The sequence below is a fragment of the Mucilaginibacter sp. KACC 22063 genome (genome assembly GCF_028736115.1).
Classification (GTDB): Bacteria; Bacteroidota; Bacteroidia; order Sphingobacteriales; family Sphingobacteriaceae; genus Mucilaginibacter.
On sequence record NZ_CP117877.1, the window covers coordinates 3,565,554 to 3,589,739 of the forward strand.

The 24,186-nt window shown below is 41.9% G+C and carries 19 protein-coding genes; 16 read left to right on the top strand and 3 right to left on the bottom strand.

Features of this window, described 5'->3' with window-relative positions:
• Nucleotides 1-10: 10 nt before the first annotated feature.
• A complete protein-coding gene (locus tag PQ461_RS15405) occupies nt 11-532 on the top strand; it encodes an ORF6N domain-containing protein (RefSeq protein ID WP_274206424.1) in 522 nt (173 codons plus the stop codon).
• Nucleotides 533-1,008: 476 nt separating this feature from the next.
• Here the strand turns inward: PQ461_RS15405 and PQ461_RS15410 are convergent, their stop codons facing one another.
• Nucleotides 1,009-2,475 carry a HEPN domain-containing protein gene (locus tag PQ461_RS15410; RefSeq protein ID WP_274206425.1) on the bottom strand — a complete coding sequence of 489 codons (1,467 nt, stop codon included), beginning with the start codon at nt 2,473-2,475 and terminating at the stop codon, nt 1,009-1,011.
• A gap of 179 nt (nt 2,476-2,654) precedes the next feature.
• Here PQ461_RS15410 and PQ461_RS15415 point away from each other — a divergent pair, with 179 nt between their 5' ends.
• Nucleotides 2,655-3,092, top strand: a complete 438-nt coding sequence (locus PQ461_RS15415) for a helix-turn-helix transcriptional regulator (RefSeq protein WP_274206426.1) — start codon at nt 2,655-2,657, stop codon at nt 3,090-3,092.
• Nucleotides 3,093-3,504: 412 nt separating this feature from the next.
• On the opposite strand, the gene PQ461_RS15420 is transcribed toward PQ461_RS15415, so the two are convergent.
• A complete protein-coding gene (locus PQ461_RS15420) occupies nt 3,505-3,894 on the bottom strand; it encodes a hypothetical protein (protein WP_274206427.1) in 390 nt (129 codons plus the stop codon).
• A 44-nt stretch (nt 3,895-3,938) separates the two neighbouring features.
• On the opposite strand from PQ461_RS15420, the gene PQ461_RS15425 reads away from it, so the two are divergent.
• The 14 genes from PQ461_RS15425 (at nt 3,939) to PQ461_RS15490 (ending at nt 21,659) form a co-directional block, all read left to right on the top strand.
• Complete coding sequence (locus PQ461_RS15425; RefSeq protein ID WP_274206428.1) at nt 3,939-4,589, top strand: carbon-nitrogen hydrolase family protein; 651 nt, start codon at nt 3,939-3,941, stop codon at nt 4,587-4,589.
• Between the two features lie 621 nt (nt 4,590-5,210).
• Nucleotides 5,211-6,395: a hypothetical protein gene (locus tag PQ461_RS15430; protein WP_274206429.1), complete on the top strand. Its 1,185-nt coding sequence runs from the start codon at nt 5,211-5,213 to the stop codon at nt 6,393-6,395.
• Nucleotides 6,396-7,034, top strand: coding sequence for an RNA polymerase sigma factor (locus PQ461_RS15435; RefSeq protein WP_274206430.1), 639 nt, complete (start codon nt 6,396-6,398; stop codon nt 7,032-7,034). It begins immediately after the preceding gene.
• A complete protein-coding gene (locus PQ461_RS15440; RefSeq protein ID WP_274206431.1) occupies nt 7,031-7,378 on the top strand; it encodes a hypothetical protein in 348 nt (115 codons plus the stop codon). Before PQ461_RS15435 ends, PQ461_RS15440 begins: the two co-directional genes overlap by 4 nt.
• A gap of 4 nt (nt 7,379-7,382) precedes the next feature.
• Entirely contained in the window at nt 7,383-8,135 is a 753-nt protein-coding gene (locus PQ461_RS15445) for an ImmA/IrrE family metallo-endopeptidase (protein ID WP_274206432.1), read from the top strand.
• Nucleotides 8,136-8,182: 47 nt separating this feature from the next.
• Complete coding sequence (locus PQ461_RS15450; RefSeq protein ID WP_274206433.1) at nt 8,183-9,379, top strand: hypothetical protein; 1,197 nt, start codon at nt 8,183-8,185, stop codon at nt 9,377-9,379.
• Nucleotides 9,380-9,382: 3 nt separating this feature from the next.
• The gene (locus tag PQ461_RS15455; RefSeq protein ID WP_274206434.1) at nt 9,383-11,188 is read left to right on the top strand and encodes an ATP-binding protein; all 1,806 of its coding nucleotides are present in this window, start codon (nt 9,383-9,385) and stop codon (nt 11,186-11,188) included.
• Nucleotides 11,189-11,315: 127 nt separating this feature from the next.
• Nucleotides 11,316-11,477 (top strand): hypothetical protein, encoded by a 162-nt coding sequence (locus PQ461_RS15460; RefSeq protein ID WP_274206435.1) that lies wholly within the window; start codon nt 11,316-11,318, stop codon nt 11,475-11,477.
• Between the two features lie 83 nt (nt 11,478-11,560).
• Nucleotides 11,561-12,592, top strand: coding sequence for a nucleoid-associated protein (locus PQ461_RS15465; protein ID WP_274206436.1), 1,032 nt, complete (start codon nt 11,561-11,563; stop codon nt 12,590-12,592).
• Nucleotides 12,593-13,013: 421 nt separating this feature from the next.
• Nucleotides 13,014-13,739: a hypothetical protein gene (locus tag PQ461_RS15470; protein ID WP_274206437.1), complete on the top strand. Its 726-nt coding sequence runs from the start codon at nt 13,014-13,016 to the stop codon at nt 13,737-13,739.
• Nucleotides 13,740-13,939: 200 nt separating this feature from the next.
• The gene (locus PQ461_RS15475) at nt 13,940-15,661 is read left to right on the top strand and encodes a DUF262 domain-containing protein (protein WP_274206438.1); all 1,722 of its coding nucleotides are present in this window, start codon (nt 13,940-13,942) and stop codon (nt 15,659-15,661) included.
• A 140-nt stretch (nt 15,662-15,801) separates the two neighbouring features.
• Complete coding sequence (locus PQ461_RS15480) at nt 15,802-18,582, top strand: class I SAM-dependent DNA methyltransferase (protein ID WP_274206439.1); 2,781 nt, start codon at nt 15,802-15,804, stop codon at nt 18,580-18,582.
• Nucleotides 18,575-20,506, top strand: coding sequence for a DEAD/DEAH box helicase (locus tag PQ461_RS15485; RefSeq protein ID WP_274206440.1), 1,932 nt, complete (start codon nt 18,575-18,577; stop codon nt 20,504-20,506). The genes PQ461_RS15480 and PQ461_RS15485 overlap by 8 nt, the downstream gene beginning before the upstream one ends.
• Complete coding sequence (locus tag PQ461_RS15490; protein ID WP_274206441.1) at nt 20,496-21,659, top strand: GIY-YIG nuclease family protein; 1,164 nt, start codon at nt 20,496-20,498, stop codon at nt 21,657-21,659. Before PQ461_RS15485 ends, PQ461_RS15490 begins: the two co-directional genes overlap by 11 nt.
• Nucleotides 21,660-22,504: 845 nt before the next feature.
• Here the strand turns inward: PQ461_RS15490 and PQ461_RS15495 are convergent.
• Complete coding sequence (locus PQ461_RS15495; RefSeq protein ID WP_274206442.1) at nt 22,505-24,100, bottom strand: TROVE domain-containing protein; 1,596 nt, start codon at nt 24,098-24,100, stop codon at nt 22,505-22,507.
• Between the last annotated feature and the right edge of the window lie 86 nt (nt 24,101-24,186).

Genomic DNA, 24,186 nt, shown 5'->3' on the forward strand with positions numbered 1-24,186 from the left:
CATTTAAGTAATGAAAGAGCTAAATAGTAATGATCAACAGATAGCAGAAAAAATCTATCTTATTAGAGGAATTAAAGTAATGATAGATAGAGATCTCGCAGAGATGTACGATGTAAAGCCCATTCGACTGCGTGAACAAGTTAAACGCAATTCGGAACGTTTTCCTGACCATTTTATGTTCCAGTTATTAGACGAGGAGGTAGATTTTATGGTATCGCAAAATGCGATACCTTCTCGAAAGCATTTAGGTGGTAGCTTGCCTTATGCTTTTACTGAACATGGAATTTTGATGCTTGCCAATGTAATCAAAAGTCAGCGAGCAATAGCAATGAGTATAAAAATCATTGAAGTCTTTGTGAAATTCAGAGAGATGCTTATTTCTCAAAAAGACTTACTACTCAAGTTCGAACAGCTTGAAAAATTAGTTGTTCAGCATGATAATGATATCACTGCCATATTTCAGGCTTTAAAGCAGTTGATAATACAAAAAAATGAGCCGCGTGAGCCTATAGGATTCAAATTTAAAAAGTAAGGCATCACATTTTGTGATAATACCAAGGGGTCGCATTTTGCGACCCCTTGGTATTATATAATTAACCATTCAACCTTATTAAGTAAACCAGTTTATTATATTTGAGTATTATGTCAAGAGTAATAAGTACCGAGGAACAATATAATGATGCTTTAGCTCGCGTGTATGAGCTTATGCAAGTTGATAATGAAGAAGGCTCAACAGTGTTGACTGAACTTGAGTCACTAAGTTCACTAATCGAAGAATATGAGTCAGTGCATTATCCAATGCAGTCTTCAAACTGATAGACTACCAAAATTCATAATTACTCCAATAATAATTATAGAACAAATGGCGATAGTCTCAACTATTGCTTTCATAAACATAGAAAGTTTCAAAATAAAGTTGACCAAGCAAGGATATTCTATACACTATTATAGCAGCAAGCGAGGCGGCCTGAGAAACTCATGTCGCCTGCCGCTGCTAGTTGGCGGTACTTAGGGAGCGGTCTTGTCTTTTATGAATTCTTGATATACCCGCTCAATCTTCTCTAACAGAAAATCCACCATTTCTTTCAATACTTTCACTGACTCTACATCCGCTTTAAAATCGCTCTTATACCTTGCTTCGGCATAACCTGATTGCAGTAGTGTAAATAATCTTACTCCTTCGAGTGTATCAAGTTTAAGCACATTTTTAATTTCATCTGTAAAAAGTAAGGTCATCTTAATTTTTCTTGCAAGGCTATGTCCGTTAGTACGGTAGCCAAGAACGGCCGTTATAATTCCAATGAGACTGCTCTCAGCTGCCTGATGTAAACAAAAGAGAGCTAAATTGTAATTTGCATCCTCAATATATCTTACCGCGCCTTTTATAAAATCTTTACCCTGATTACCCCATCTGTTCCAATTAAGCTGTGCCCGCTCTATCCATACGGTGTTGTCTATGGCATGTACGTCTGTAAGTTCCACATCGGCTGCTCTGTAAATATTAATGCTTTTGTAAAGCGTATTATGCCAGAAGCGTCTATCCTTAGTTAATGCCTCTTTGGCACTGGCAAGCTTATGGACTATCGCAAAAACCGATGCTAAGTATCGACAATTGTCTTCTATTTTATTGGCAATCTCGTGTTCCGGCGTTTTCTCCTTGTCATCAATCAGTACCAGTAAATAATAAGTAAAGGGATCAGGATGTGTGCCAATCAGGTATATCATGGATACCGAAGGCACACGTTCTATTATGAGATTCTTCACTTCCTCAACACCTAACTTTTCGGCTTTCGTCAATTCAGGGTTAAGATCTTTTAAGGGTGAAAGCTCTCCGGGAGTAGTTGTAGTTGCCAAATCTTTATCAACTTTGCTTTTCCCCCAAGATTTGTGTGTTATAGTATCACCCGTTTTGCGCTGGTTAATGAGCCAGGCTGCCGAATAAAGTTTACGGATATTATCATACACATCGATGATCTCACCCGCCATCATAGTTTCGTCAGCAGCACTGTTATCTAATGCAGCGTGCAACCATTCTTTCAAATAATCACGATACTCCTGTGGGCTGATCTTTTTAAAACACTTTTTGATTGCCTTGTATGGATTGGCGATCTCCTTTGCAGAAAGATTTTTTGGGAAATAGATCCAATCCTTCTTTTCCTCTTCAATCTGCTCTTCAGAAACATCCGGCAATTTCGGCCACCTATCACTATTTTTAAGCAATAACAAGTGCATGGCTTCAATTAATTGCACGGTTTGATCATAGATGAATAACACATGGCCAGGGCCGTGCCGGTCTTTGAAGAACTTGTCATTTAATACATAATACCGCCATACCTTTAAATCCTGACGATGGTCGTTTGGCCAGCCGGAACTGAAGAAATCGGTGATGACTTTTAAGGGATTTACGATCTCGCTGAATCGCAAATGTTTGGGATACTGCTCCCATGGTGCAATGGTGCCTAGATACATACTCATGGTCTTTTTGCCGCATTGTTGCTAACAAGACAAATGACCGCATGCGCACATTTCTAACCTATTCTGTAGCTTTCTAACGAAGTGTGGCATTAGCATAATTTATGCTTGTGCAGGCTCTATAAAACAGCTAACTTGAAACTTTAAATTTTCATACATTTGCCTAACCAACCGTTTTTGTCATGAGTACAGCTACCGACACTCCAAAAAATATTCACCAAGGCCGCAATGTGAAACGTTTTCGCGAAATGCTGGGATTGAAGCAGGAGGCGCTTGCTTTAGCTTTAGGTGATGATTGGAGCCAAAAACGAGTATCTCTGTTGGAAGGAAAAGAAACTATTGAAGAAGATATCCTAACTCAAGTCGCTACTATACTTAAAGTACCTGTTGAGGCCATTAAGAATTTAGATGAGGACAAAGCGGTTAATATAATTGCCAACACGTTTAATGATGAGGCTGTTGCCTATAGTCAATATTATAAATGCACGATCAACCCAATGGAAAAATGGATGGAATCGTTGGACGAAATTAAGCAATTGCATGAGGAGAATAAAAAGCTTTATGAGCGTTTGCTTTCAAGAGAATCTGAGATAATCAACCTACTAAAAAATAGTAAGTAATTGAAGTTAAGCTGTTATAAGTTTGGTTCCCGCTTTACGTTCCCGGATAAATCTAACTACTTCTGTAACCTCATAATGACTTACCGATTCATCATTACACATCAGGTCATTGCAGCGCTTAAACAGCCGAAGCTATAAGCAGGAAAACTGTGAAGGGCAACGGCGATAGCCGTTGTTTATACACCCTTGACTGTTTTCCTGCGTAGCTATCTTTGTGAAGGCGATGCTGTGACCATTTTTCTAACATTATAGGAGAGGCAGGCGTGTATGAGGTACGAATACCTGCCTGCGTGGAGTGGGCAAGGCTGATTGCGTGGAGTGGGCAAGGCTGATTGCGAAATGGAACCCGGCGCGACGCGCGTGGTGCAATGCAATAATCTGCCGCAGCCACATTAGGAGCAATCGTAAACTTCTACTTCTCTGACTTTATCTTCTCCTGCCTTTGTTTAGCTGCTCTTTGTTGCTGTTCGGCCTGCTTAGCTTCAGCCTCCGCTGCGATAATAGCTTGTTGTTTAACCATAGCTTTTTCTGCTTGCTGTATAAAGGCGTTTGGATCTTCAGCCAACTTTCCTTCAATAGTTTTCGACACGTCGGGATACAATGCCCTAACCAACCAAAAGTTATAAGCCTCACTATTTAGCCGGTTATTCTGATGAATGAAGTAAAGCGCTGTTCCTACAGAACCGGCAGTCAAAACAAAGGCAATCACGACACCTATGATCAAACTTTTAGACCAGACACCGAAATGGTGGGTATTCCTGACGGTAATGACCTTAGGCATATCGATAACTACCTTTTTCAATTCATCTATGTTCGCCTGTATCTTACTCTCATCGTAACGCTTATATGAAGGAATTTATCTCCGTAGGAATTATACAACCGGTAATTGACCCAGACACGGCCTGGGGACTGTTACCTCAATACAGCCTTAACGTCGATCCCCTATCAGCGGAGCGGATTTGGGAGGAAATTCGGGTTGGCTTGATTGAGATGTTTCGGGTAGAGCAGAAACCAGACATCATTGTAATTCCGGAACTTCATTTACCGGTTTCTTACATTAAAACCATCAAGCGGATGAGTAAGGACAATAATGTTGTAATCATAAGCGGCATTGATTTTCAACCTAATGCCAGAGTCAAGACGAAAATTCGTAACCGGGCAATTATATGTTTCCCAAGCGCTATGGGAACGTTGTCGAAATCGCTACGGATGTCAGCGATGCAGTTCGGCAAGACCTATTTTACTTATATGGAACGGAGTATGTTCAAAGCCGGAATAATCGGCTTAGGGCCTTGTGAGCCGGATCCTGAGCAAAACATGTATATTTTTGAGTCAGCTGAACTAGGCAACTTTGGAGTGATCATCTGTTCTGACATATTCGATGTTGAACGAATCATGCTTTATCAAGGCCGTATACATCATTTATTCATCATCGCATTGAATAAAGATTTAAATACTTACTTCGCCATGGCTGAGTCCCTTACCAGACTATTGTAATGTTATAGTTTGTAATACGGGATTTTACGGCGGATCACTGGCAGTTTCGCCTTATAAAGATGCCAACCTGAGAACCATTTATAAGTATATTGGACAGCAGATGTTCAATACACAGATTGTGAAGATTCCCTTATTGAAATTGGAGGAGGCTCAAAACTTCGATTTCATTATTACTGACAATAAGCATATTCTATTCAAAGCATGGCCGCCTGGATATGTCAAGCATCCAACTTTTGGGAAACCTATAATGGTTGAGCCAAGACACTAGGGCGTATTTCCTCAGCTAAATTTACTTGACAGAGCTTTGAGTGAATATTTACCGATCGGGAGATAAAAGAGCAGGGCTAAGGTTTAAATGCGGAATAGGCAGTCATTTATTTAGAACGCTACCAACATTACCAGGCAAATTCGAAAGAGTGTCTGTTTCTTACGAACGATATTATCCTAAACTCTTAAATTGAAATTCGATAAACATTCCTTGCAAATATGTACCTTGTAAAGGTCTTGATTATCAGCCAATATTCAAATATTTACACAAGCTAAGACTTGTCATCAACAATCAATTTTAATAATATATTTGTTTGTTATCTGCGCTTGTGTTGGTAACCTAAAACCTTAAATATGAAAATAAAGCCTGTTCACCCTTTTGCCGCCCGGATGGCTCCTGAAATTGCCTTTGAGGTGTTAGATGGGCTTCGTCCAAAATCATTGGTACTTGATCCAATGTCAGGGTCGGGAACGGTATTAAGGACGATTTCTGAATTGGGTTTCAAAGGACTTGGATTTGATGTTGATCCACTTGCTGTATTAATGGCAAAAGCCTGGACTTCAAAAATTGCCCCGAAATCTTTTTTGGCTCAGGCGAAAAATTTAACCGATACAGCATTGCAATTGAATTCTGATCATATTTTCTTACCATGGATTGATGACGATCAAGAAACACAGGATTTTATTGCTTTTTGGTTCGGCGCGGAGCAAATCGCTGATTTAAGGAGACTTACATTTATTATTCATCAAAATCTGAACGAATTTACTGATCTTTTTAAAATTGCGCTAAGTCGGTTAATAATTACTAAGACGTCAGGGGCCTCTCTTGCTGCGGATGTTTCTCACAGCAGACCTCATAAAGTACGTGAAGTAAATGATTTTGATGTTTTCGATGGGTTTAAACTTTCTTGTAATAAACTGGCCCGGTCAATTACTCCTGAAAAATTACACGGCAGTGTACAAGTGAATCGTGGCGATGCTCGTCAGTTATCGCAGGTCAAGAGTAATTCGATCGATTCGATCATTACATCGCCGCCTTATCTGAATGCGTTAGACTACATGCGTGGTCATAAATTATCATTGGTTTGGCTTGGGTATAAGATTGGTGAACTGAAATCAATTAGGGGCAACAGTGTAGGAGCGGAAAAAGCGCCTGACAATTTTGATAATATTTTACAGGCTAAGCAAATAACACGCAATATGAATGGCCTTTACACACTTCCGCAGCGTAAAATTAATATGATCTACCGTTACGCCCTGGATATGGAGAATATTTTGCGAGAATCTGCGCGGGTACTCAAAAAAAACAGAAACGCCACTTTTGTCGTTGGAAACTCAAGCTTGCAAGGCGTATATATTGAAAACACATTGATCACGGAACAAGCCGCAGAACTTTGCGGACTGAAGCTGATCCACAGTAGGGAGCGGGAAATACCTCCCAACAAGCGGTATTTACCTCCACCAAAAGATACTACCACTTCGAGTTTTAATGCCCGTATGCGGACTGAAGCGGTAATGACCTTCAAAAAAATAATGTAGATGAAGGCAAGCAAGATTGAGCTCGACTTACATATTTTAGTTTCCAATGGCGATAGCTTAGCACTCACTAAACTTTATGATCTATGTGGCGATCATATCATTAATTTGCTCAGTGCTCGGTATCCCGGAGTTGCAAAACAGGATGACGCACAGCTCTATGATGCTGTCAACCAAGCTTTCTTTGGTTATCATCGCAATCCCGGCACTTTTGATCCGGAGAAAAGCACGCTTCAGCGTTTTCTAGAAATTGCGGCGGAGCGTGATTTAAAAAACATTTTGGAAAAAGAAGCCAGGCACGGTAAAAAGAAAAACCTTCCAGATGATGTCGAACTTGAAGAAAAATTCTGGAATAGTATTGTGAAGGAGCAACAGCAGCCGGAAAATCTACTGATCAAGAAAGAAACGATCAATTTGATTGATTTAGAACTGGCTAATCATTTTGACTCGACCACAGATCGCGTATTGGCATCAATGATTATTGCTGGCGAACGTGAAACACGAGCCTACGCAGCGGTATTGCAAATAAGCGAACTAACGGCAGCAGAGCAGCAGGATGAGGTGAAACGTGTCAAAGATAGGATCAAAAAGGTTTTAGAAAGAAAAGACGTGGAAGATAAAATTAAACAGTTTTTAAAATGAGCGGCAAGTTAAGATTACTGGAAACGGCTTTTGAGAATGCTGCTACAGACAGCGCCTTTCTCGCTTTTTTTATTACGAAATATCAAGAAGCTGAAAGTATAAATGCGGCAGCGGTTGCAACATTACTTCAATGTGAAATGGAAGCTTATTATCGATTGGGTCTTTGTACCGTTCCAGATGTTGGTGCGTCAAACTATCTAAGTGAGTTGAATAAGATCTCCGGATATATCGGTATTTCAGCGATTTCCCTAAATCAAATACTAAAAAGGGCAGTTGCGATTGTGAAACTTAGCGGAACAACGACACAATCTGCGTTGTTGGCGGCGAGGGATAAAGGAAAATAAATCTATGGGCATGGTCAATAATTACGCGGTTTCAGTGGCCAAGGAATTTTGGTCAGCAACGGGATTAAGTACCGAGCCCCCATTCGATATCGCAGGAGCCGTTAGTTTACTCTTTCCGATTGATATTGTTCAACTTTCAGAACTTAGTACCGCTAAAATAGACCACTGGTTTTCTGCTCGAAATGTGAATATTCAAACCCATGTACAGGATAGGCCCTTACATGGGTTTGTTGTTTTCAGTCGTGGCGTTGGCTTCATGTTCATTAATGGAACGGATGATGAGCAGGAACGTCGTTATACGATAGCCCACGAGGTCAGCCATTTCTTATTGGATTACAAAATACCTCGTGACAAGATCATAAAGAAATTGGGGGCCGAAGTCGAAGAGGTTTTGGACGGTATTAGAGAACCTTCAAGTAAAGAAATGGTCGAGGGAATTATTAAGCATGTTGCGGTAAAACCATTCACACATCTCTTAGAAAAAGAAGGTGACGGTTCCTTTGAAAACTTGCAAGTGTATTACGCAGAAAATAATGCTGATACACTTGCTCTGGAACTACTAGCACCAGCTAGCCGAATAAAAGCAGAAACACTCAAAGAGAAAAAGAAACTCTCCCATACTGACTTCTGCAAAATCTGCAACGAACTGTTGGTGCACCGTTACAAACTTCCTACACAAATCGCTACGGATTATGCTAAAGTCCTAGCCTATAGAGCAACGGGAGGGCCGTCAATTATGGATAAACTTGGATTTTGATGTCGAACTTAAAAAAATAGCCCGGAATAGAACCTAAACCGAAACGTATGGATGATAAAGAAGAAGTATCAGATCATAAGTTAGCTGAACATAGCGTCACTACAAATGCGTCTGTGGACGACTTTAAACGCGCCTATGGAGAGGATTTTACACAAGCAATTGATATCGACACTTGGCGAATAGGAGAAAACCTCGCCCATCTTTACCCATTGATCGAAAAGGAACTCATCCAGGCACGGCAAGATGAACTGAAAACACAGGAAACCTTCAGGGAGACCATTTTCCCGAAAATCAAAGAGCTAGCGCATGTACCCCATGCAGGCCTGCATCGAATAGAGAATGAGGCGATGATCGAAAAAATCCATTCGGGATTTTTATTTAATGGTGCTGTAACAGCCTGTGGCAGTGTTAGCGCAGTATATGATTCATTACCAATATCGATTACTCAAATCGGGGTTTGTTTGGTAAATTATCAAGGACAGCATGGAAGTTATTCTCACCGCTTGTTTCGACGCGACCTTCGGTTTAAAGGTGATGATCCGATCAAAGAAGCGGTTGATCTATTGGAACGGCGCAGACGCAATGATAGTCCCGATGCCAGCCGATCGCAACTAAGTAATTTGGCGATACGCGGCATACGCACTTATGCTGAACGGGCGATATTATTGGAACGTTCCGCTTCAAATTGGTTATTAGGCGGAGGATCACCGGCTCCTTTTGAATTGATGACTGGTTTTTGGGCAAGTAAACCCGAAATGAAAGAACGATCGATCGCTTTAATGCGAAAAATGATCACCGAGCATAGAAAGTTCATTTATGTACAAGGAAGTGAACGAAGTCAAGAACTATGGACTTTCGGAAACGCCCTAAAACCTTATGAATATTTGATCATCGATACCTTAGAAGAGCGGCTCACTCACATGGTCGAGGTTGGTGGTACGCGTAGTCAATTTCGCGACTCTTATCAAAAGTTCGCGGCGGAGGTCGGTCCCCAGATTGCTGTAGGACTTTATCGCGTATCGCGCCAAGCAGCTCCTAGAATTTTCTACTGCCATGTGGATCATGTTCACATAGCAGCTCATATCGCTATGGCAGACAGCGCCCTACAAATGCACCTTGGCTCACCTATGCTGCTGGATCTGGCGGATAGCCTATGCAATACTGCTTTTGGAAAAGGCGATTTCATCGCGTCCATTGAACAAGCCTATACAAAAGCTGAAGTGTTAACGAATTTAAAAAACTAATTTATGGAAGAGAAATCTGTAATGGATACCATTAATGAAGAAATAGAGATTAATGGTGGTCACTGGGAAGAAGATGCCAATTGTAAAGGCGCGGATGGGATGACCATGTTCGATACTCCCGGCAGCCAGGATAACCTAATTACCGTATTATTACCTAAAAAGAATATTCGCAATATCGGGGCACACTCTTTGGTAGAAATACGTAGCCGTGAACAGGAAAATGGTGGTGACGGTCGTATTTACCGTGGTATTGTTGTCGCTGGGCCATTTCATGAACCAGATGGTATACGCGCCGACGCACATATGATGATCACTACTACTATTCATGGAGCGATCTTCATGCCTAATTTCCATGGTAAAGTGCAAGTTGAATTGTTAGGGGAAATGTCCGGTGAGGTCATGATGCCACCACGTTTCCGCCCGTTGCCAAATAGCCCTGTCTTTGTATTAAGCAAAGAGGAGACCGCAAAGGCTTTGAAGGTTAATCCCGATCCCGGCATTACCCTCGGTATGGCTATCGGTCACGATGATATCGAGGTTAAAATACCTTCTAACAAGAAAACGGTTATACCAAGACACATTGGCATTTTAGGAACGACAGGCGGCGGTAAATCCACAACAATCTCCGGCCTTATGTCCCAGTTTCAACAACATGATATCGCGACCATCGTCATCGACACTGAAGGTGAATATACCCATGTAGATAAGTCCACTACTGACTCTAACATGATAAAGTTGTTACAAAAAAGAGGGATAGATGCAAAAGGGATCGCTAACATGGAAGTATTTCATATGGTGGGTAGAGAAACCAGAGCTAAAGGTACAACTCCTGTGAGGACTTTTACACTAGAGTTCTCAAGTCTTTCACCTTATGCTGCCGCTGATATACTGGGTTTGAACGAAGCTCAGTTCAGTAGATTCTTCAAAGCCTATGATGCTGCAAAACTGATTATGAAAGACATTGGAGTTTACCCCAAAAAAGGTCCTGAAGAACAAGAAGCGCTTCAATTAGATGAGTTTGAGCAGGGATGGCCCAAACTTACACTGTCAATATTGATAGATGTTGCCGGGATGATTTTAGACAAAATGAATGGTAAGACACTTAACCCATATAATAGCGCACTAAAATCAAACCTGCCAAAAATAGAGGCACGAATAGCTGCTGTTGATACGAGTCATGAAATAAGCTGGGGTGCTTTACTCAGTAAACTTTGGCAATTAGCAAGAACCAAAGTTTTCGACAATTCTAGTGCGAACGCAATACCTTTCGCAGAGTTGATCAAGCCTGGCAAGCTCACAATCTTTGATTTGAGTGATTCAGATTCTACGATGATCAACAATATCGTAATAGCTAATTTACTAAAAGGAATTCAGGTGGTTCAGGAGGTGGCTTACGATGAGGCGGTTCGAGACGATAAAAATCCGACACCTGTATCGATTATTATAGAAGAAGCCCACGAATTCCTTTCTAAAGAACGAATAGGTAAAATGTCTAATTTGTTCCAGCAGGTTGCAAGGATTGCTCGCCGGGGACGTAAGCGCTGGTTAGGACTTGTGTTTGTTACACAATTACCACAACACTTACCTGACGAGGTGCTTGGCTTAATAAACAGTTTTATTTTACATAAAATCAGTGATGCTAATGTTGTCAGCCAACTTAAAAGATCTATCGGCGGTGTAGACCAAGGCCTATGGAATCGCTTGCCTAGTCTCGCTGCCGGGCAAGCCATTGTATCTGCTCCGAGTCTTTCAAGGTCGTTATTAGTGGCTATAGACCCATCGCCTTGCAAATTATTAATGGTTGATTAAATTTAATACTGAACGTTGTCGAACTTTAATTATAAACCCGGAATAGTATATCAACAGCGCAATGCGCTTAGTATTTCGGGAGATGCCTGCACTCCCGGTTTTGCAGGTAAACAAAAAACAACGTATCATGCCAGTAGGTAGAACAGCGAGTACAGGTGAAACCTGTCCAGAAAGTGGCGTTTGGAAAGTCCAAGGCAGCCCATCCACAACAGCACCGATAGCAAAAGGTAATCGAATGCCACCTTATGGTGGAAAGGCAGTTACCTGGATGCTAATCCAGTTAGCTTAAAATAATGGGGCGATAAGCCCCTTATTTTTTTAATTATTATTTACATTGCGAGATAGTACTTAATACCTAATTCACAGCACTTCATGGAATTTAAAAAGATAGGCAGCAATCTCGATATTAAGGGAATCGTTATTCACCAGTTAAATAAAAATGCAAATGACCGGAATGTCGGGTTTAAAAAAGCCAGCAAACTTTTAAACATCGGTGAGAAGGAACAAATTTTTATCGGAAAGCTAAACGAGGCTTATCATAAGAAATCTAACCCCACCTACGGCATATTCGCAGGTGTTGATCCTGCTTTTAAGGATACATTAGACGGGTATCTTTCCAAAAAAGATTTTTATGATTTTTCGGTTGCAGCAGCCTCAAGGTATAAAATCACCCTGGAAAACACAATCAGCGCTACTGGCGGGTTTTTGATATTTGCTGACTTTGTCAATACTGACACCAAAAACCGTTACATGTTAGTATTGACCATCAACAACAAAGATGGTTACGTGGTGAGCGAAACCGATTTAACCATAAAAGATATCAGAAATCTGGACATTAGCAAAGTAGATATTGCCTGCATGATCAACTTAACACGTTGGAAAGATATTGAGGCGGGAATTGATTCAGATAGTAAAACCTATCTTTCCTTTGTCAGGGGCAATAAAAGCGTAAGTTATTACTTTTTAACTTTTATTGACTGTGATAATAAAACTACCAATACAGAGTCAAGTAAGCGCTTAGTAAAAGCTATCGATGCCTACGCAGATGAAAAAGGATATGACCGAAAAAAAAAGATCAAGCTTAAAAATTTGATTGGTGACTATTGCGCAGACTGTATGAAAGAAAAACGAGAAATATCGCTTTCCGCAATTTCGGCACTGATAGATCCCGAAAACGTGGAGGACTTTTTAGGTTTCGCTGCTGACGAAAAATACGGTGTTAGTGAAACAATAAAAGGTGACCGAGCTGTACTAAGACGGATCAAATACGTCATGTATAAAAATGATAAATACACGATTGAATTCGATGCCGACCTTTTAGGTAAGGACATCTTCTACAATACCCAAAAGAAGGAACTTACCATTAAAAGGATTCCCGACGAATTAGCTAAGCAAATTCAATAATCTGTCATGCTTCAAGATGTTGTAGAGCTCATTTCCAAAGCTCGAACTTGTGTTAAGGAAGGTACATTGTTTTGCAATGATGTGCTAATAGATAATATTACTCAAAAAAATTATAGAGCTACTTGAGCTGCGAAATATTATTGAAAATAGCGACTATGTCAATAAGCTGGGAGAAACGATAAATATTGAACTTTCTTTAGCCAGGCTTAACAGTATTGGGTACTATTACAAAAAAGAGGATTTAGTACGTAAAAATAAATATGTATACCCAACTGATATATTTTATGTTGCTGAGCTAGGTAAATTTAGTGACGACCCGGCTGTTCAATTTTACACCAATCTATTTACCGTACAAAGCTTCATTCAAGCCATTGAGCTTGTCGCTAAACATAATTACACAGATGTTGATGTAAATTTCGCATTGATTACTAGTGATGATAAGGCGCTTTTGCTACCCTTGACTTACGGTGTGCCTCAGCTCAATGAGTTAACGTCAAAGGATGTTGGACAGCTTGTTTCAATAATTAGCGTTTTTGAAGATGCGGGTACCGAAAAAAAACTGCTGTTTATCAATGAACTGATCAGTTATCTTACGCCTATGAGCGAGTCCGTCAGATTTGATACATTATTGCGAACAATCTCAGATTTTACGGATAAATGCCATGATGCCTACCAGTATTATTTACGGGATTTTTCTTACAATAAATTAAAAATCGAACTTGATTCGAAGGCGCTGGAGTTCACCCAAAAAATACAAGGGGTAATTAATGACTCGCAAACTAAACTAGTCACCATTCCCACTGCATTTGTATTGGTATTTGCTGCATTTGACTTCAAAGATTTGAATTCCGTAAAAAACTTTATTGCAATCATTAGCTTATTTATCTTCGCTCTATTGATACAAATTTTCCTTAATAATCAATACAGTTCATTAAACTTCACAGCAGCGAACATTGATTCTTATAAGGAAACATTTTCCAAAAGTAACATCCTTAAGTTTGCAGAAAAATTCACTCTGGTGGATAATGAGTTGCAAAAGCAAAAAAGCAGACTTTGTTTAATTACTTGGCTACTTTGGCTCATACCTTCAAGCCTATTGTTGTTATGGATATTCCTTTCCATGTCACATTCTGTTGTACATAGATAATTTGGATTAATACAACGCGAATGGCACTTGATTCCTAATGCAGGACGGCTTGTTCTTGTTTTAGGTATTGTCCCATAGAAGTAATCCAAATAGTGCAAGGCCCAGAGTCCAGCTGAATGAACATTACTGCAGGATAGATAGCGACAATTCCGCGGAAATCATATATTTACCGTCGCCAGATTACCCCAAAACCTTATATCATGATGTATTTTAAATCCACTACCGTATCTGGACTCTTCGACAGTACCCAACGACATTTTATCATTCCCGTTTATCAGCGCGCTTATTCCTGGGAAACGGAGCAACTCGATGTGTTCTTAAATGACCTCAAGGAACAGATATTAGGCGGCAATAACTATTTTCTGGGCAACATCTTGTTAGAAACTATCATCAAGGATGTAGAATACGAAGTTATTGACGGCCAGCAAAGATTAACCACCCTGATGATCTTTATGCGTGCGATGATCGACGTATTGACAAGCCGCGAAAAGAAAGAGGCTATCGATGTTGATTTGACACTTAAGAAGTTTATTTACTTGAAAGCCGGCGGAAATATCAAACTACGGCCTGTGGAATATGACCGCGCTTGTTTTGACGCAGTGATCATCGACGGCCGGGATCGCTATGAAAGCGCCACACCGTCACAGGAAAGGATCATTAAAGCGAAGGCCCATTTCACTAGGGAATTATCGAAATTAACAACCGGCACGCTGCTGCAGGTATTTGATAAGCTAGAAAGAACCGACATTACAGCAATAGAACTGCAAAATAAAAAAGATTCAGCGCTCATGTTTGAGCTGCAGAACAACCGTGGTAAGGACCTGACCAATATGGAACGCCTGAAATCGTACTTCATGTATCAGATGTACGTGTATAGCCCGGAAGAAGAAACTAATAGTAATATTGAGTACGTTTCGAATGTATTTAAGATGATGTATTTGTTGATTAATGATTTGCGAACACTAACGGAAGACAACGTTTTAAATTATCATTGCCAAGCATATTTGAAAGGATACAGCTACAGGAAGATTGAGGACATCAAAGAAGTGCTGTTGTCGTCGGCCGATAAAATTCAGTGGATAAAAGATTTTATCAATGAACTGCACACCTCATTTTCGAATATTAAAAAGATGGAGCGGTCAAAGTTGCCATACTTAAAGGACCTTCGCAAGCTTTCCATTCCTGGTTTCGTTTATCCCTTCGTGGTCAAGGGCTACAAATATTTTGGTGAGGACGAAGAGGCATTGGATCAGCTCTACCACATTTTGGAGATCGTCGTGTTCCGGTATCGGCTCATCAACTCCCGCGCAGACCTAATCAGCCGGCTCAATGAGATACTTGGGGCCTTCAAGGGCAATCTGGAAAAACTCCGCCTAAACTTCCGGGATAAGTTCAACGAGGCCTGGTACTGGGGAGATTTCAGGATCAAGCAATACTTGGATGGCTATATGTACAATAGTAAGGTGCTATCCTATTTACTCTGGAAATATGAAAATTCTATTCAAAACAGGGGCTATCACATCGGCAGTGTAAAAATCAAGGATGAACAGATTGAGCACATCTCTCCGCAAACTCCTACAAATGGTGACGCTATTGAATCGGGCTACGACACAAACAACGAACGCAAATACGACCAGGTTTTCCTCGATGAGTACTTGAACTGCCTGGGCAATCTGATGCTCATCTCGCCATCACATAATGCTTCCATCGGGAATAAACCTTTTAGGGAAAAGCTAGAGTCATACCTGGAGAATCCATTACTCAAGCAGCAGGCGGAGATCCGGTCATTCGTGGACCCGGAATTCCCAAACAAATGGAACATGGCGGCAATAGACCAACGTCACAGCAAGATAGTTGATGAATTCGCTGTAAAGAAATGGAGCTTTGATAGTATTAAGATTTCGGTGCCGATTTTAAGTTGAGCATAACCACTCCAGTCATAAACCCTTTCCCAGCTAAACGGCTTGATTGAAGGGTAGCACTTATGAAAACGCCTATGATTGCTTATATTTACTGATTATCTTAAATTTTATAATACCCGTGCCAGGAGAAAAAAGATTATATGAATATTGTTCAAATTGAAAATAATGTCGCGGAACTGGTCAAAACGCTTGACCGGAACGATTTTATCTATCAATTTTTATTGGCCTACGATACCCCTAAATCGATTATCAAAAGGCTGAAAGAAGGGGCATTGAACTTGTCTGCTACCGCCGGCGAAGTGCTGTGGAAAAAGAAGCTATTTTTCAAAGTAATAACAGGCGGGGACACGCATGAAACCATTGACGAATTGCAGTCGGACGTCAAGGTTAATTCACATGCGCCTCGCTTTCTCATTGTTACTGATTATGTGTCTTTCCTTGCGGTAGACAACAAGATGGGTGATACGCTTGACATTGCATTCGATCAGCTCCCGCAGCATTTTGATTTTTTCCTGCCGCTAGCAGGCATGGAAAAGGCGCAACTCAAGCTGGAAAATCCTGCGGATGTAAAGGCGGCAGAAAAAATGGCCAAGCTGTATGATGAGATCAGCAGGGACAATCCAGCGGAAACGGCAGAAGCCGTACACAGTTTGAATGTTTTCTTGTCCAGGCTGCTTTTTTGTTTTTTTGCGGAGGACACGGAAATCTTCCCAACGAACCTTTTTACCAATTCCATCAAGTCGCATACTCAGGCTGATGGCAGTGACCTGCATATTTATCTAGACCGACTTTTCGAGATCTTGAACACCGACTACCCGGAACGAGGCGAGTTGCCAGAATTTTTAAATGCCTTCCCATATGTAAATGGCGGGCTGTTCCGGGATAGTTATCCGATTCCTGTTTTTCGCTACCGTTCCCATGCTGCCATCGTAGAATGCGGCGAGCTGAATTGGAAAGACATCAATCCCGATATTTTCGGTTCCATGATTCAGGCGGTGGTTTCCACCGAACACAGGGGCAGCATGGGCATGCATTATACCTCGGTGCCGAACATCATGAAAGTGATCGAGCCGCTTTTCCTAAACGAACTTTACAAAGAATTCGAAAACGGGAAGCACCAGCCGCAGAAGCTAACCAACCTGTTGTACCGGCTATCCCGCATCAAAATATTCGATCCAGCCTGCGGTAGCGGCAACTTTTTGATCATAGCTTACAAAGAATTGAGGCTGCTGGAGATCAAGATCATTCAGCGGCTAGAGTTCCTGCAGCAAGCGACCTCCGGCTTTGAGGAAAAGCAACTGGCCCTCATTCCTAAAGCTCAGCAAAGCCTGGCAGCGATGTTTCAGAAGCAATTATTCTCGAACATTCAGCTCAACCAGTTCTATGGCATCGAACTGGACGATTTTGCACATGAGGTAGCGACACTTTCGCTGTGGCTGGCACAACACCAGATGAACATGCGATTCAAAGAAGTTCTTGGCCAGGGCAATCCAACCCTGCCATTACGGGAAAGCGGCAATATTACCCATGGGAACGCCACCAGGCTTAACTGGGAGGAAGTTTGTCCGAAAAGGGATGGGGATGAAATTTATATCTTAGGTAACCCGCCTTATTTAGGGTTTAGTCTTCAAAATAAAATGCAGAAAGAAGACATGGAACTTGTCTTTTCAAACGAATTGGATTACAAAAGGCTTGACTACATATCCTGCTGGTTTTTTAAGGCAACAAAATATATTGAGACCATCTCCGCAAAATACAGTTTTGTAAGTACTAACTCTATTTGCCAAGGGGAACAAGTCGCATTGCTTTGGCCGCATATTTTTGATAGATCTCTTGAAATTGAATTTGCACACCAATCGTTTAAGTGGAATAACAATGCGAGATCGAACGCAGCGGTTTTTGTCGTAATCGTTGGAGTGCGAAATGTGTCTAGCCGGGACAAGTTTATTTTCTCAAATGGTATTGCAAAAAAGGTGAGAAATATAAATGCATACTTGATTGCGGAACGAAACACCATTGTCGAAAAGCGTGGTACTCCTTTATCTTCACTACCAGAAATGATACGAGGGGATATGCCGATTGATGGCGGAAATTTGATTCTTTCTGAAGATGAAAAGATTGCCTTAGTTGATGCTTACCCGGGAGCGCAAAAATTTTTGAGAAAGTTCATAGGGGCAGTTGAATTTATGAAAAATGAATACCGATGGTGCCTTTGGATTAATCCGGAATTGAAGGATGAAGCAGTTAGTATTTTACCGGTAAAAGACCGTATCAAAAAAGTTAGGGAGATGCGATTACAGAGTTCAAATTTATCAACCCAGCTTTTAGCCGATACCCCGTACTTATTCGGCCAAATACGGCATATTGAAACGACCTCGATAGTCGTACCTAGTACGACTTCTGAACGTAGAAATTATATCCCGATAGGATACTCTGATCCCGAAACAATCATTTCCAACCTCGCTTACACGATACCTTCCGAATCTCCCCACGTATTTGCAATCATCTCTTCAAGAATGCATATGGTATGGGTTAAAACATTTGCTGGAAGGCTAAAATCTGATTTTAGATATTCCTCTGGAATGTGTTATAATACCTTTCCATTTCCCGCTATATCAAAAACGCAACGAGAAGACTTGTCAAAGTTTGTGTACCGAGTTCTCGAAGAAAGAGAAATTTACTCCGAGAGAAGTCTGTCAGAACTTTATGATCCACAGAAAATGCCAGCTGGTTTATTGGCCGCACACGAACAACTGGACTTTGCTGTAGAGAGATGCTATCGGAGCAGGCCGTTTGAAAGTGATGAAGAGCGTTTAGAATATCTCTTCAAGCTTTATGAACAAATGATTGCCGAAGAAAAATTGAATGGAACAATATTCCAGGTCAAAAAAGAAAAATCTAAAACCTTAAAAAATGCCTGATATCGTCCACGTGACTTATGCGCAAACCGGCAATAGCTCCAGCATTAACGCTTTAGGTATGCGCGAGATGCAAGAAAAGGCCTACCAGGCCCGGGATGCACAGTACCTGTTATTAAAAGCCCCACCGGCCTCTGGGAAATCCCGGGCATTGATGTTTATTGCCTTGGATAAATTGATCAATCAAGGTATCAAAAAAGTGATTGTAGCTGTTCCCGAAAAGTCAATTGGTGCTTCGTTCCGGTCAACCCGGCTGAAAGAGCATGGCTTTTTTGCTGACTGGCAAGTCAACGACGCCTTTAACTTGTGTACACCAGGAGACGACGGCAGCAGAAGCAAAGTACAATCGTTCAAAAACTTTCTTGAAAATAACGAACAAGTTCTTATTTGTACTCATGCGACCCTGCGCTTTGCCGTTGACGAATTAGACGAAAGCAAGTTCAATGATATTCTGTTGGCCATTGATGAATTTCATCATGTTTCCGCTGATGCGGACAGTCGCTTGGGTGAGCATCTTCGGGCAATCATGCAAAAGTCCAGTGCGCATATTGTAGCGATGACCGGGTCGTATTTTAGAGGAGACAGTGTTCCGGTATTATTACCTGAAGATGAAGCGAGGTTTACGAAAATCACCTACAATTACTATGAACAGCTGAACGGCTACACCTACCTGAAGTCGCTGGGTATAGGCTATCACTTCTACCAGGGACGGTACACAACAGCGATATTGGACATCTTGGACACTACAAAAAAGACCATCCTTCATATTCCTAACGTCAACTCCGGTGAGTCAACAAAGGACAAGGAGAAGGAAGTAGGTTTTATTTTGGATGCGATTGGTGAGATTGATCATCAGGATAGTGAAACAGGAGTAATCTATATCAAACGCTTTGCCGATGGTGAGGTAATCAAGGTAGCAGATTTGGTGAACGACAATCCAAGGGATCGCGAAAAGATCGTTGGGTATCTGCGCGAGATGAAGACTGTTGATGATATGGATTTAATCATCGCACTCGGAATGGCCAAGGAAGGATTTGATTGGCCTTATTGCGAACATGCCCTCACAGTGGGGTATCGCGGTTCACTGACTGAGATTATCCAGATCATCGGCCGCTGCACCCGTGATAGTGCGAATAAGACGCATGCGCAATTCACTAATCTGATTGCGGAACCAGATGCGGAGCGGCAAGATGTTCAACTTTCAGTGAATAATATGCTGAAGGCTATTACCGCCTCATTGCTAATGGAACAAGTTTTGGCGCCGAACTTTAAGTTTAAAACAAAACTCAGTGATGAAGACAAAGCACAGCCAGGTGAAATCAAAATCCGCGGGCTAAAGGAGCCTAGTTCAAACCGAGTGCGGGATATTATTGAATCCGATCTGAATGATCTGAAGGCATCTATCTTACAAGACAATACGATGTTAAAGGCTATGCCGGGCAATCTTGATCCGGAAGTGATCAACAAAGTTTTGATCCCTAAAATCATTCAGGTTAAATACCCGGACCTATCAGAAGAGGAGGTTGAAGAATTACGCCAGCATGTAGTGGTTGATTCGGTGATCAAAAATGGCGAGATTAAGGAAGTCGGTGATAAGCGATTCATCCGGATGGCAGATAGCTTTGTTAACATTGATGATTTACACATTGATCTTATTGACCGTGTAAATCCATTCCAAAAGGCCTTTGAGGTCTTATCAAAATCGGTTACTACCCACGTTCTAAAATTGATCCAGGAGAGCATCGAATCGACAAGAATACAAGTAACGAAAGAAGAAGCGCTCATTCTGTGGCCAAAGATCAAAGATTTTAGGGCAACCCACGGGCGGGAGCCAAGTATCGCCTCATTGGACAGCTTGGAAAAACGAATGGCCGAAGTGTTGATCTATTTAAGAAACGAGAAGCGCAAACAGCAAAATGGCAATTAAGGGTTCTTTAGAAGATATATTTAACGACGATCCATTTGGTCTTTTGGACGTTAAAGCGCCGACTACACCTACACGTAATGCCGATGAGCGTTTGATAGCTTCCTTCGAAGAGATTAACGCCTTTTACGCCAAACATAATCGCGAACCCGCTGCGGGCAATGGCGTGCATGAGCATCAGCTGCGATCCAGATTAAATGGAATTCGTTCAGACGAATTAAAAGCAGCAACGTTAGCGCCCTTCGATCGTTACCACCTGCTTGACGTCAAGCCAAAGAAGGTAGAAACCATAGCCGATATCTTAGAGGATGACGATTTTGGCCTCCTAGCCGATGACGCCGAAAGTATATTTAATCTAAAACATGTGCCGAAAGAAACGACGATGCCGGAATATGTGGCATCCCGTAAGCCTTGCCCTGACTTTGAAAAATTTGAACATTTGTTTCTTGCCTGTCATACCGACATTCGTCTTAAGAAAAGAAAGCTCTACCCATTCAAGAATGAGCAACAGATCGCGAAGGGCTACTTTTTCGTATTAAAGGGCATTTTACTTTATGTAGCAGAAGTTTCCGAAAAGGAGAAAACAGGTGGAAAAGTGAATGCCCGCCTGCGGTGTATTTTTGAAAATGGCACGGAGTCAGACATGCTCTTGCGGTCCTTGGCAGCGGAGCTTTACAAAAATGGGCGTAGGGTTACTGAACATACAGAAAAGCTGCTCAGCGAGATGCATACGATTACTTCGGACGATCAGGAATCCGGGTACATATACATCTTGCAGTCGCTGAGTAAGGACCCGGAAATCAGGTCGATCAATAATCTCTACAAAATTGGTTTTTCTACTGGCTCTGTGGAAGATCGCATCAAGAATGCAGTCAACGAGCCCACTTACCTAATGGCTTCCGTGGCAATTGTATCAGCATTTAAATGTTACAATATGAACACTCAAAAACTCGAATTGCTGTTACACACTTTTTTTGGGAATTCTTGCTTGAGTGTTGACATCTACGACCGCGAGGGCAAAAGATTTAGCCCCCGCGAGTGGTTCATTGCCCCTTTAGAAGTAATTGAACAAGCAATTGAATTTATTATTAGCGGCGAGATCGTCGACTATCAATATGATCCTGGCACACAGGTTATAATAAACCGACCCGACTAATAAAGCATCACTAATAAACAATTAATAATAAAGCTTTTACCTTAACAAAAAATTTAGTTGTTTGTCATTACAATAATGCTTAACTTTAACTCAATACACTAAGTAGCATAATTTAAGGGTCAATTAGTGGCCATTTGGTGAGCGCCCGGTGAGCAGGGTTATCAACCGACAAATAGATATCGAAAGAGAGCTTGTTTCGCCATTTTCAGCGTTCCCTCCGGCTCCACGAACTTTTACCGAAAACCGCGAAATCTTCAAGATTTTCGCGGTTTTTTCTTTTCTAATACAAGCTACACCGGAATTTACAGCAATTTCAGGCAAGATTTATAAAGGTAATGGATACCTTAAGTTGAGCTAAAAATTAAATTATAACATAGATGAAAGAGCAACAAGCGGCAGGTGCCTTTCGGGATTCGAACCCGCCCGCTTTCGCGGTTTCACCGGCGAAGTATCACCAACCTACGGCATCTTTCATTTATGTTAAAAAAGGGTAACAAGCAACAAGTGACTGCACCTTAAGGGTGCTCCTGCTCTACCCGGGCTGAGCTACACTGGACTTAACCAGTGGTTGGACTTGAACCAACGACCTGGACGTTAAATGCGAAGTAACACTTGTTTACGACACCTTTTTTATCTTTAAAGTCCTCTCCCAAGGGAGAGGACTTTACGTGAGGTTAAGGAGCAACAGGCGAACGCGGGCCGGGGGAACGCATAGGGACTCGAACCCTCAGTTGATTGCATCTACTGACCGCCCCCATATTGTGCGAGCGAAGTAACCCGTTTCTACGGCATCCTTATTTTTAATTTCTTTAAAAGGACGGGATTTTAGCCTCCCCATCCTTTATTTATAGTTCTATGTTATTAATAGCATCCAATGCCGAACCTCCATTTTCCAGAGCAGCTAACACTTCGAAAACTTTATCGCTCCAGCCGGCGATCAAATAAACATCATTACGCAGTATTTGCAATGGCGCTTGTCCGTAACCTTTCAGGTCGAACAGGTAGAGCTTCGCGTTTGTCGACACCTCTGCCTTGTAGCGCACCCACAACGGATGGATATGATCGCCGCTGGTAGATGAATTGTTCCACAACTGGCAGTCGGTAAACAGAAAAACCTTCTCCATTTTTACACGGCGCGCTAACAGATCTTTGATCACCAGGTAGCCGTTGGTGGCATAACCCACCTCGCCCTCGCGGCGGTAAAACTCCTGCACGTTACCCAGGATGTTGTTACGCGGTACGGATATCGTTTTCCATTTATCGCCAAACATACCTACCTCCACGTTTTTGCAACGCGACTGCAGCAGCATCGCCAGCATTAAGCCCACATCGTACAGCAGGATCTTAGATTTTGCTGATACGGGCGTTTGCATTGAACCAGATACATCGCAGGCCAACAATACACGCGTTTCATGATCGAAACCTTTGATGTTAGCAGCACTTGCTTGCACAGCTTTTTCCAAGGCATCCAGCAGTTCGCCCGTGTAACCTTTATTACCTAACAGCATTGCGCTTAGCTTTTTGGTTAAGCCCTTTACAGGCGACATAGTTTCTGTAGCTACCAGTTCACGGTAGGCTGCCAGGTAACGGAACGGAAACTGCTTTGCCTTTGCAACCTCATCAGCATCTGCTAAACGTGCACATACTTTTTTAAAGTGCGCATAGCTAACGCCTGCTTCCTGTATGTTGCGCAGGTTCCGCAGCAGCGCCATGTAACCCAGTTTACCGGTATCGATCAGTTCTTCCCACTTGGCGCGGAACGCTTCGGCTTTGGCTTCGTCGCTATCGAAGTTGAGCTGACCTAATGCCGACAGCTCCGTTTCCCAGGTATATGGCGTTTGCAAAGTATCGGCTACTATTTTATTGAACAACGCTTGCTGCTCCTCGTTTTTTGCCTTTGGATGAACCAGAAACAATGCATCGCGCAGTTTGATAGCTGTATTGCGGTTGTATTTAGCAAACTGGTACTCGTCGAAACGGTTAAAAGCCACCTGCAAACCTTTTTGCAACTGCTTGCTCAGGCGGTTCAGCTTTTTAGTGCCTTTACGTTCATTCAGCAATTCGTAGCAGGCCAGCAGCTCGGTAATTTCGTCGGCACGGTTAACTACCCCGGCCGTAACCCGGGCGACCAGATTATCGCCCGAGTGCAGCTTAGCCAATTCGGTAACCAGCACCAGCGGTACCGAACGCATATACATTTTAGTGCGGGCATATATAGCCAGCTTACCTACAAAAACAGGGTTGCATTTAGTGATCATGTTGCGCAGGCGAAGCAAACGCTCCTCGTTTTTCTCGTAAAAGGAATCATTCAAGCTCCAGGTAACCACAGCAGTGTACAACTCCATTTCTGGCGACAGCTTAAATGCCTCAGCACCCTCGTGGTTAACTGTCTTTTCCCTATAGCTATCGGGATTGGCTTTGCTTAACAGGTTAAATTTCATCCTGAACTCCCTTTTCTTGATTGTTGATACAAAGTAAAAGAGGCACTGCGCAGTGTATTTGCGTACGTGAAATTATTTTAAAATAT

Bases quoted from the DNA above. Each gene is read 5' to 3' on its own strand.
- PQ461_RS15405 (WP_274206424.1), top strand. From the start codon at position 11: ATGAAAGAGCTAAATAGTAATGATCAACAGATAGCAGAAAAAATCTAT.
- PQ461_RS15410 (WP_274206425.1), bottom strand. From the start codon at position 2,475: ATGAGTATGTATCTAGGCACCATTGCACCATGGGAGCAGTATCCCAAA.
- PQ461_RS15415 (WP_274206426.1), top strand. From the start codon at position 2,655: ATGAGTACAGCTACCGACACTCCAAAAAATATTCACCAAGGCCGCAAT.
- PQ461_RS15425 (WP_274206428.1), top strand. From the start codon at position 3,939: ATGAAGGAATTTATCTCCGTAGGAATTATACAACCGGTAATTGACCCA.
- PQ461_RS15430 (WP_274206429.1), top strand. From the start codon at position 5,211: ATGAAAATAAAGCCTGTTCACCCTTTTGCCGCCCGGATGGCTCCTGAA.
- PQ461_RS15435 (WP_274206430.1), top strand. From the start codon at position 6,396: ATGAAGGCAAGCAAGATTGAGCTCGACTTACATATTTTAGTTTCCAAT.
- PQ461_RS15440 (WP_274206431.1), top strand. From the start codon at position 7,031: ATGAGCGGCAAGTTAAGATTACTGGAAACGGCTTTTGAGAATGCTGCT.
- PQ461_RS15445 (WP_274206432.1), top strand. From the start codon at position 7,383: ATGGGCATGGTCAATAATTACGCGGTTTCAGTGGCCAAGGAATTTTGG.
- PQ461_RS15450 (WP_274206433.1), top strand. From the start codon at position 8,183: ATGGATGATAAAGAAGAAGTATCAGATCATAAGTTAGCTGAACATAGC.
- PQ461_RS15455 (WP_274206434.1), top strand. From the start codon at position 9,383: ATGGAAGAGAAATCTGTAATGGATACCATTAATGAAGAAATAGAGATT.
- PQ461_RS15460 (WP_274206435.1), top strand. From the start codon at position 11,316: ATGCCAGTAGGTAGAACAGCGAGTACAGGTGAAACCTGTCCAGAAAGT.
- PQ461_RS15465 (WP_274206436.1), top strand. From the start codon at position 11,561: ATGGAATTTAAAAAGATAGGCAGCAATCTCGATATTAAGGGAATCGTT.
- PQ461_RS15475 (WP_274206438.1), top strand. From the start codon at position 13,940: ATGATGTATTTTAAATCCACTACCGTATCTGGACTCTTCGACAGTACC.
- PQ461_RS15480 (WP_274206439.1), top strand. From the start codon at position 15,802: ATGAATATTGTTCAAATTGAAAATAATGTCGCGGAACTGGTCAAAACG.
- PQ461_RS15485 (WP_274206440.1), top strand. From the start codon at position 18,575: ATGCCTGATATCGTCCACGTGACTTATGCGCAAACCGGCAATAGCTCC.
- PQ461_RS15490 (WP_274206441.1), top strand. From the start codon at position 20,496: ATGGCAATTAAGGGTTCTTTAGAAGATATATTTAACGACGATCCATTT.
- PQ461_RS15495 (WP_274206442.1), bottom strand. From the start codon at position 24,100: ATGAAATTTAACCTGTTAAGCAAAGCCAATCCCGATAGCTATAGGGAA.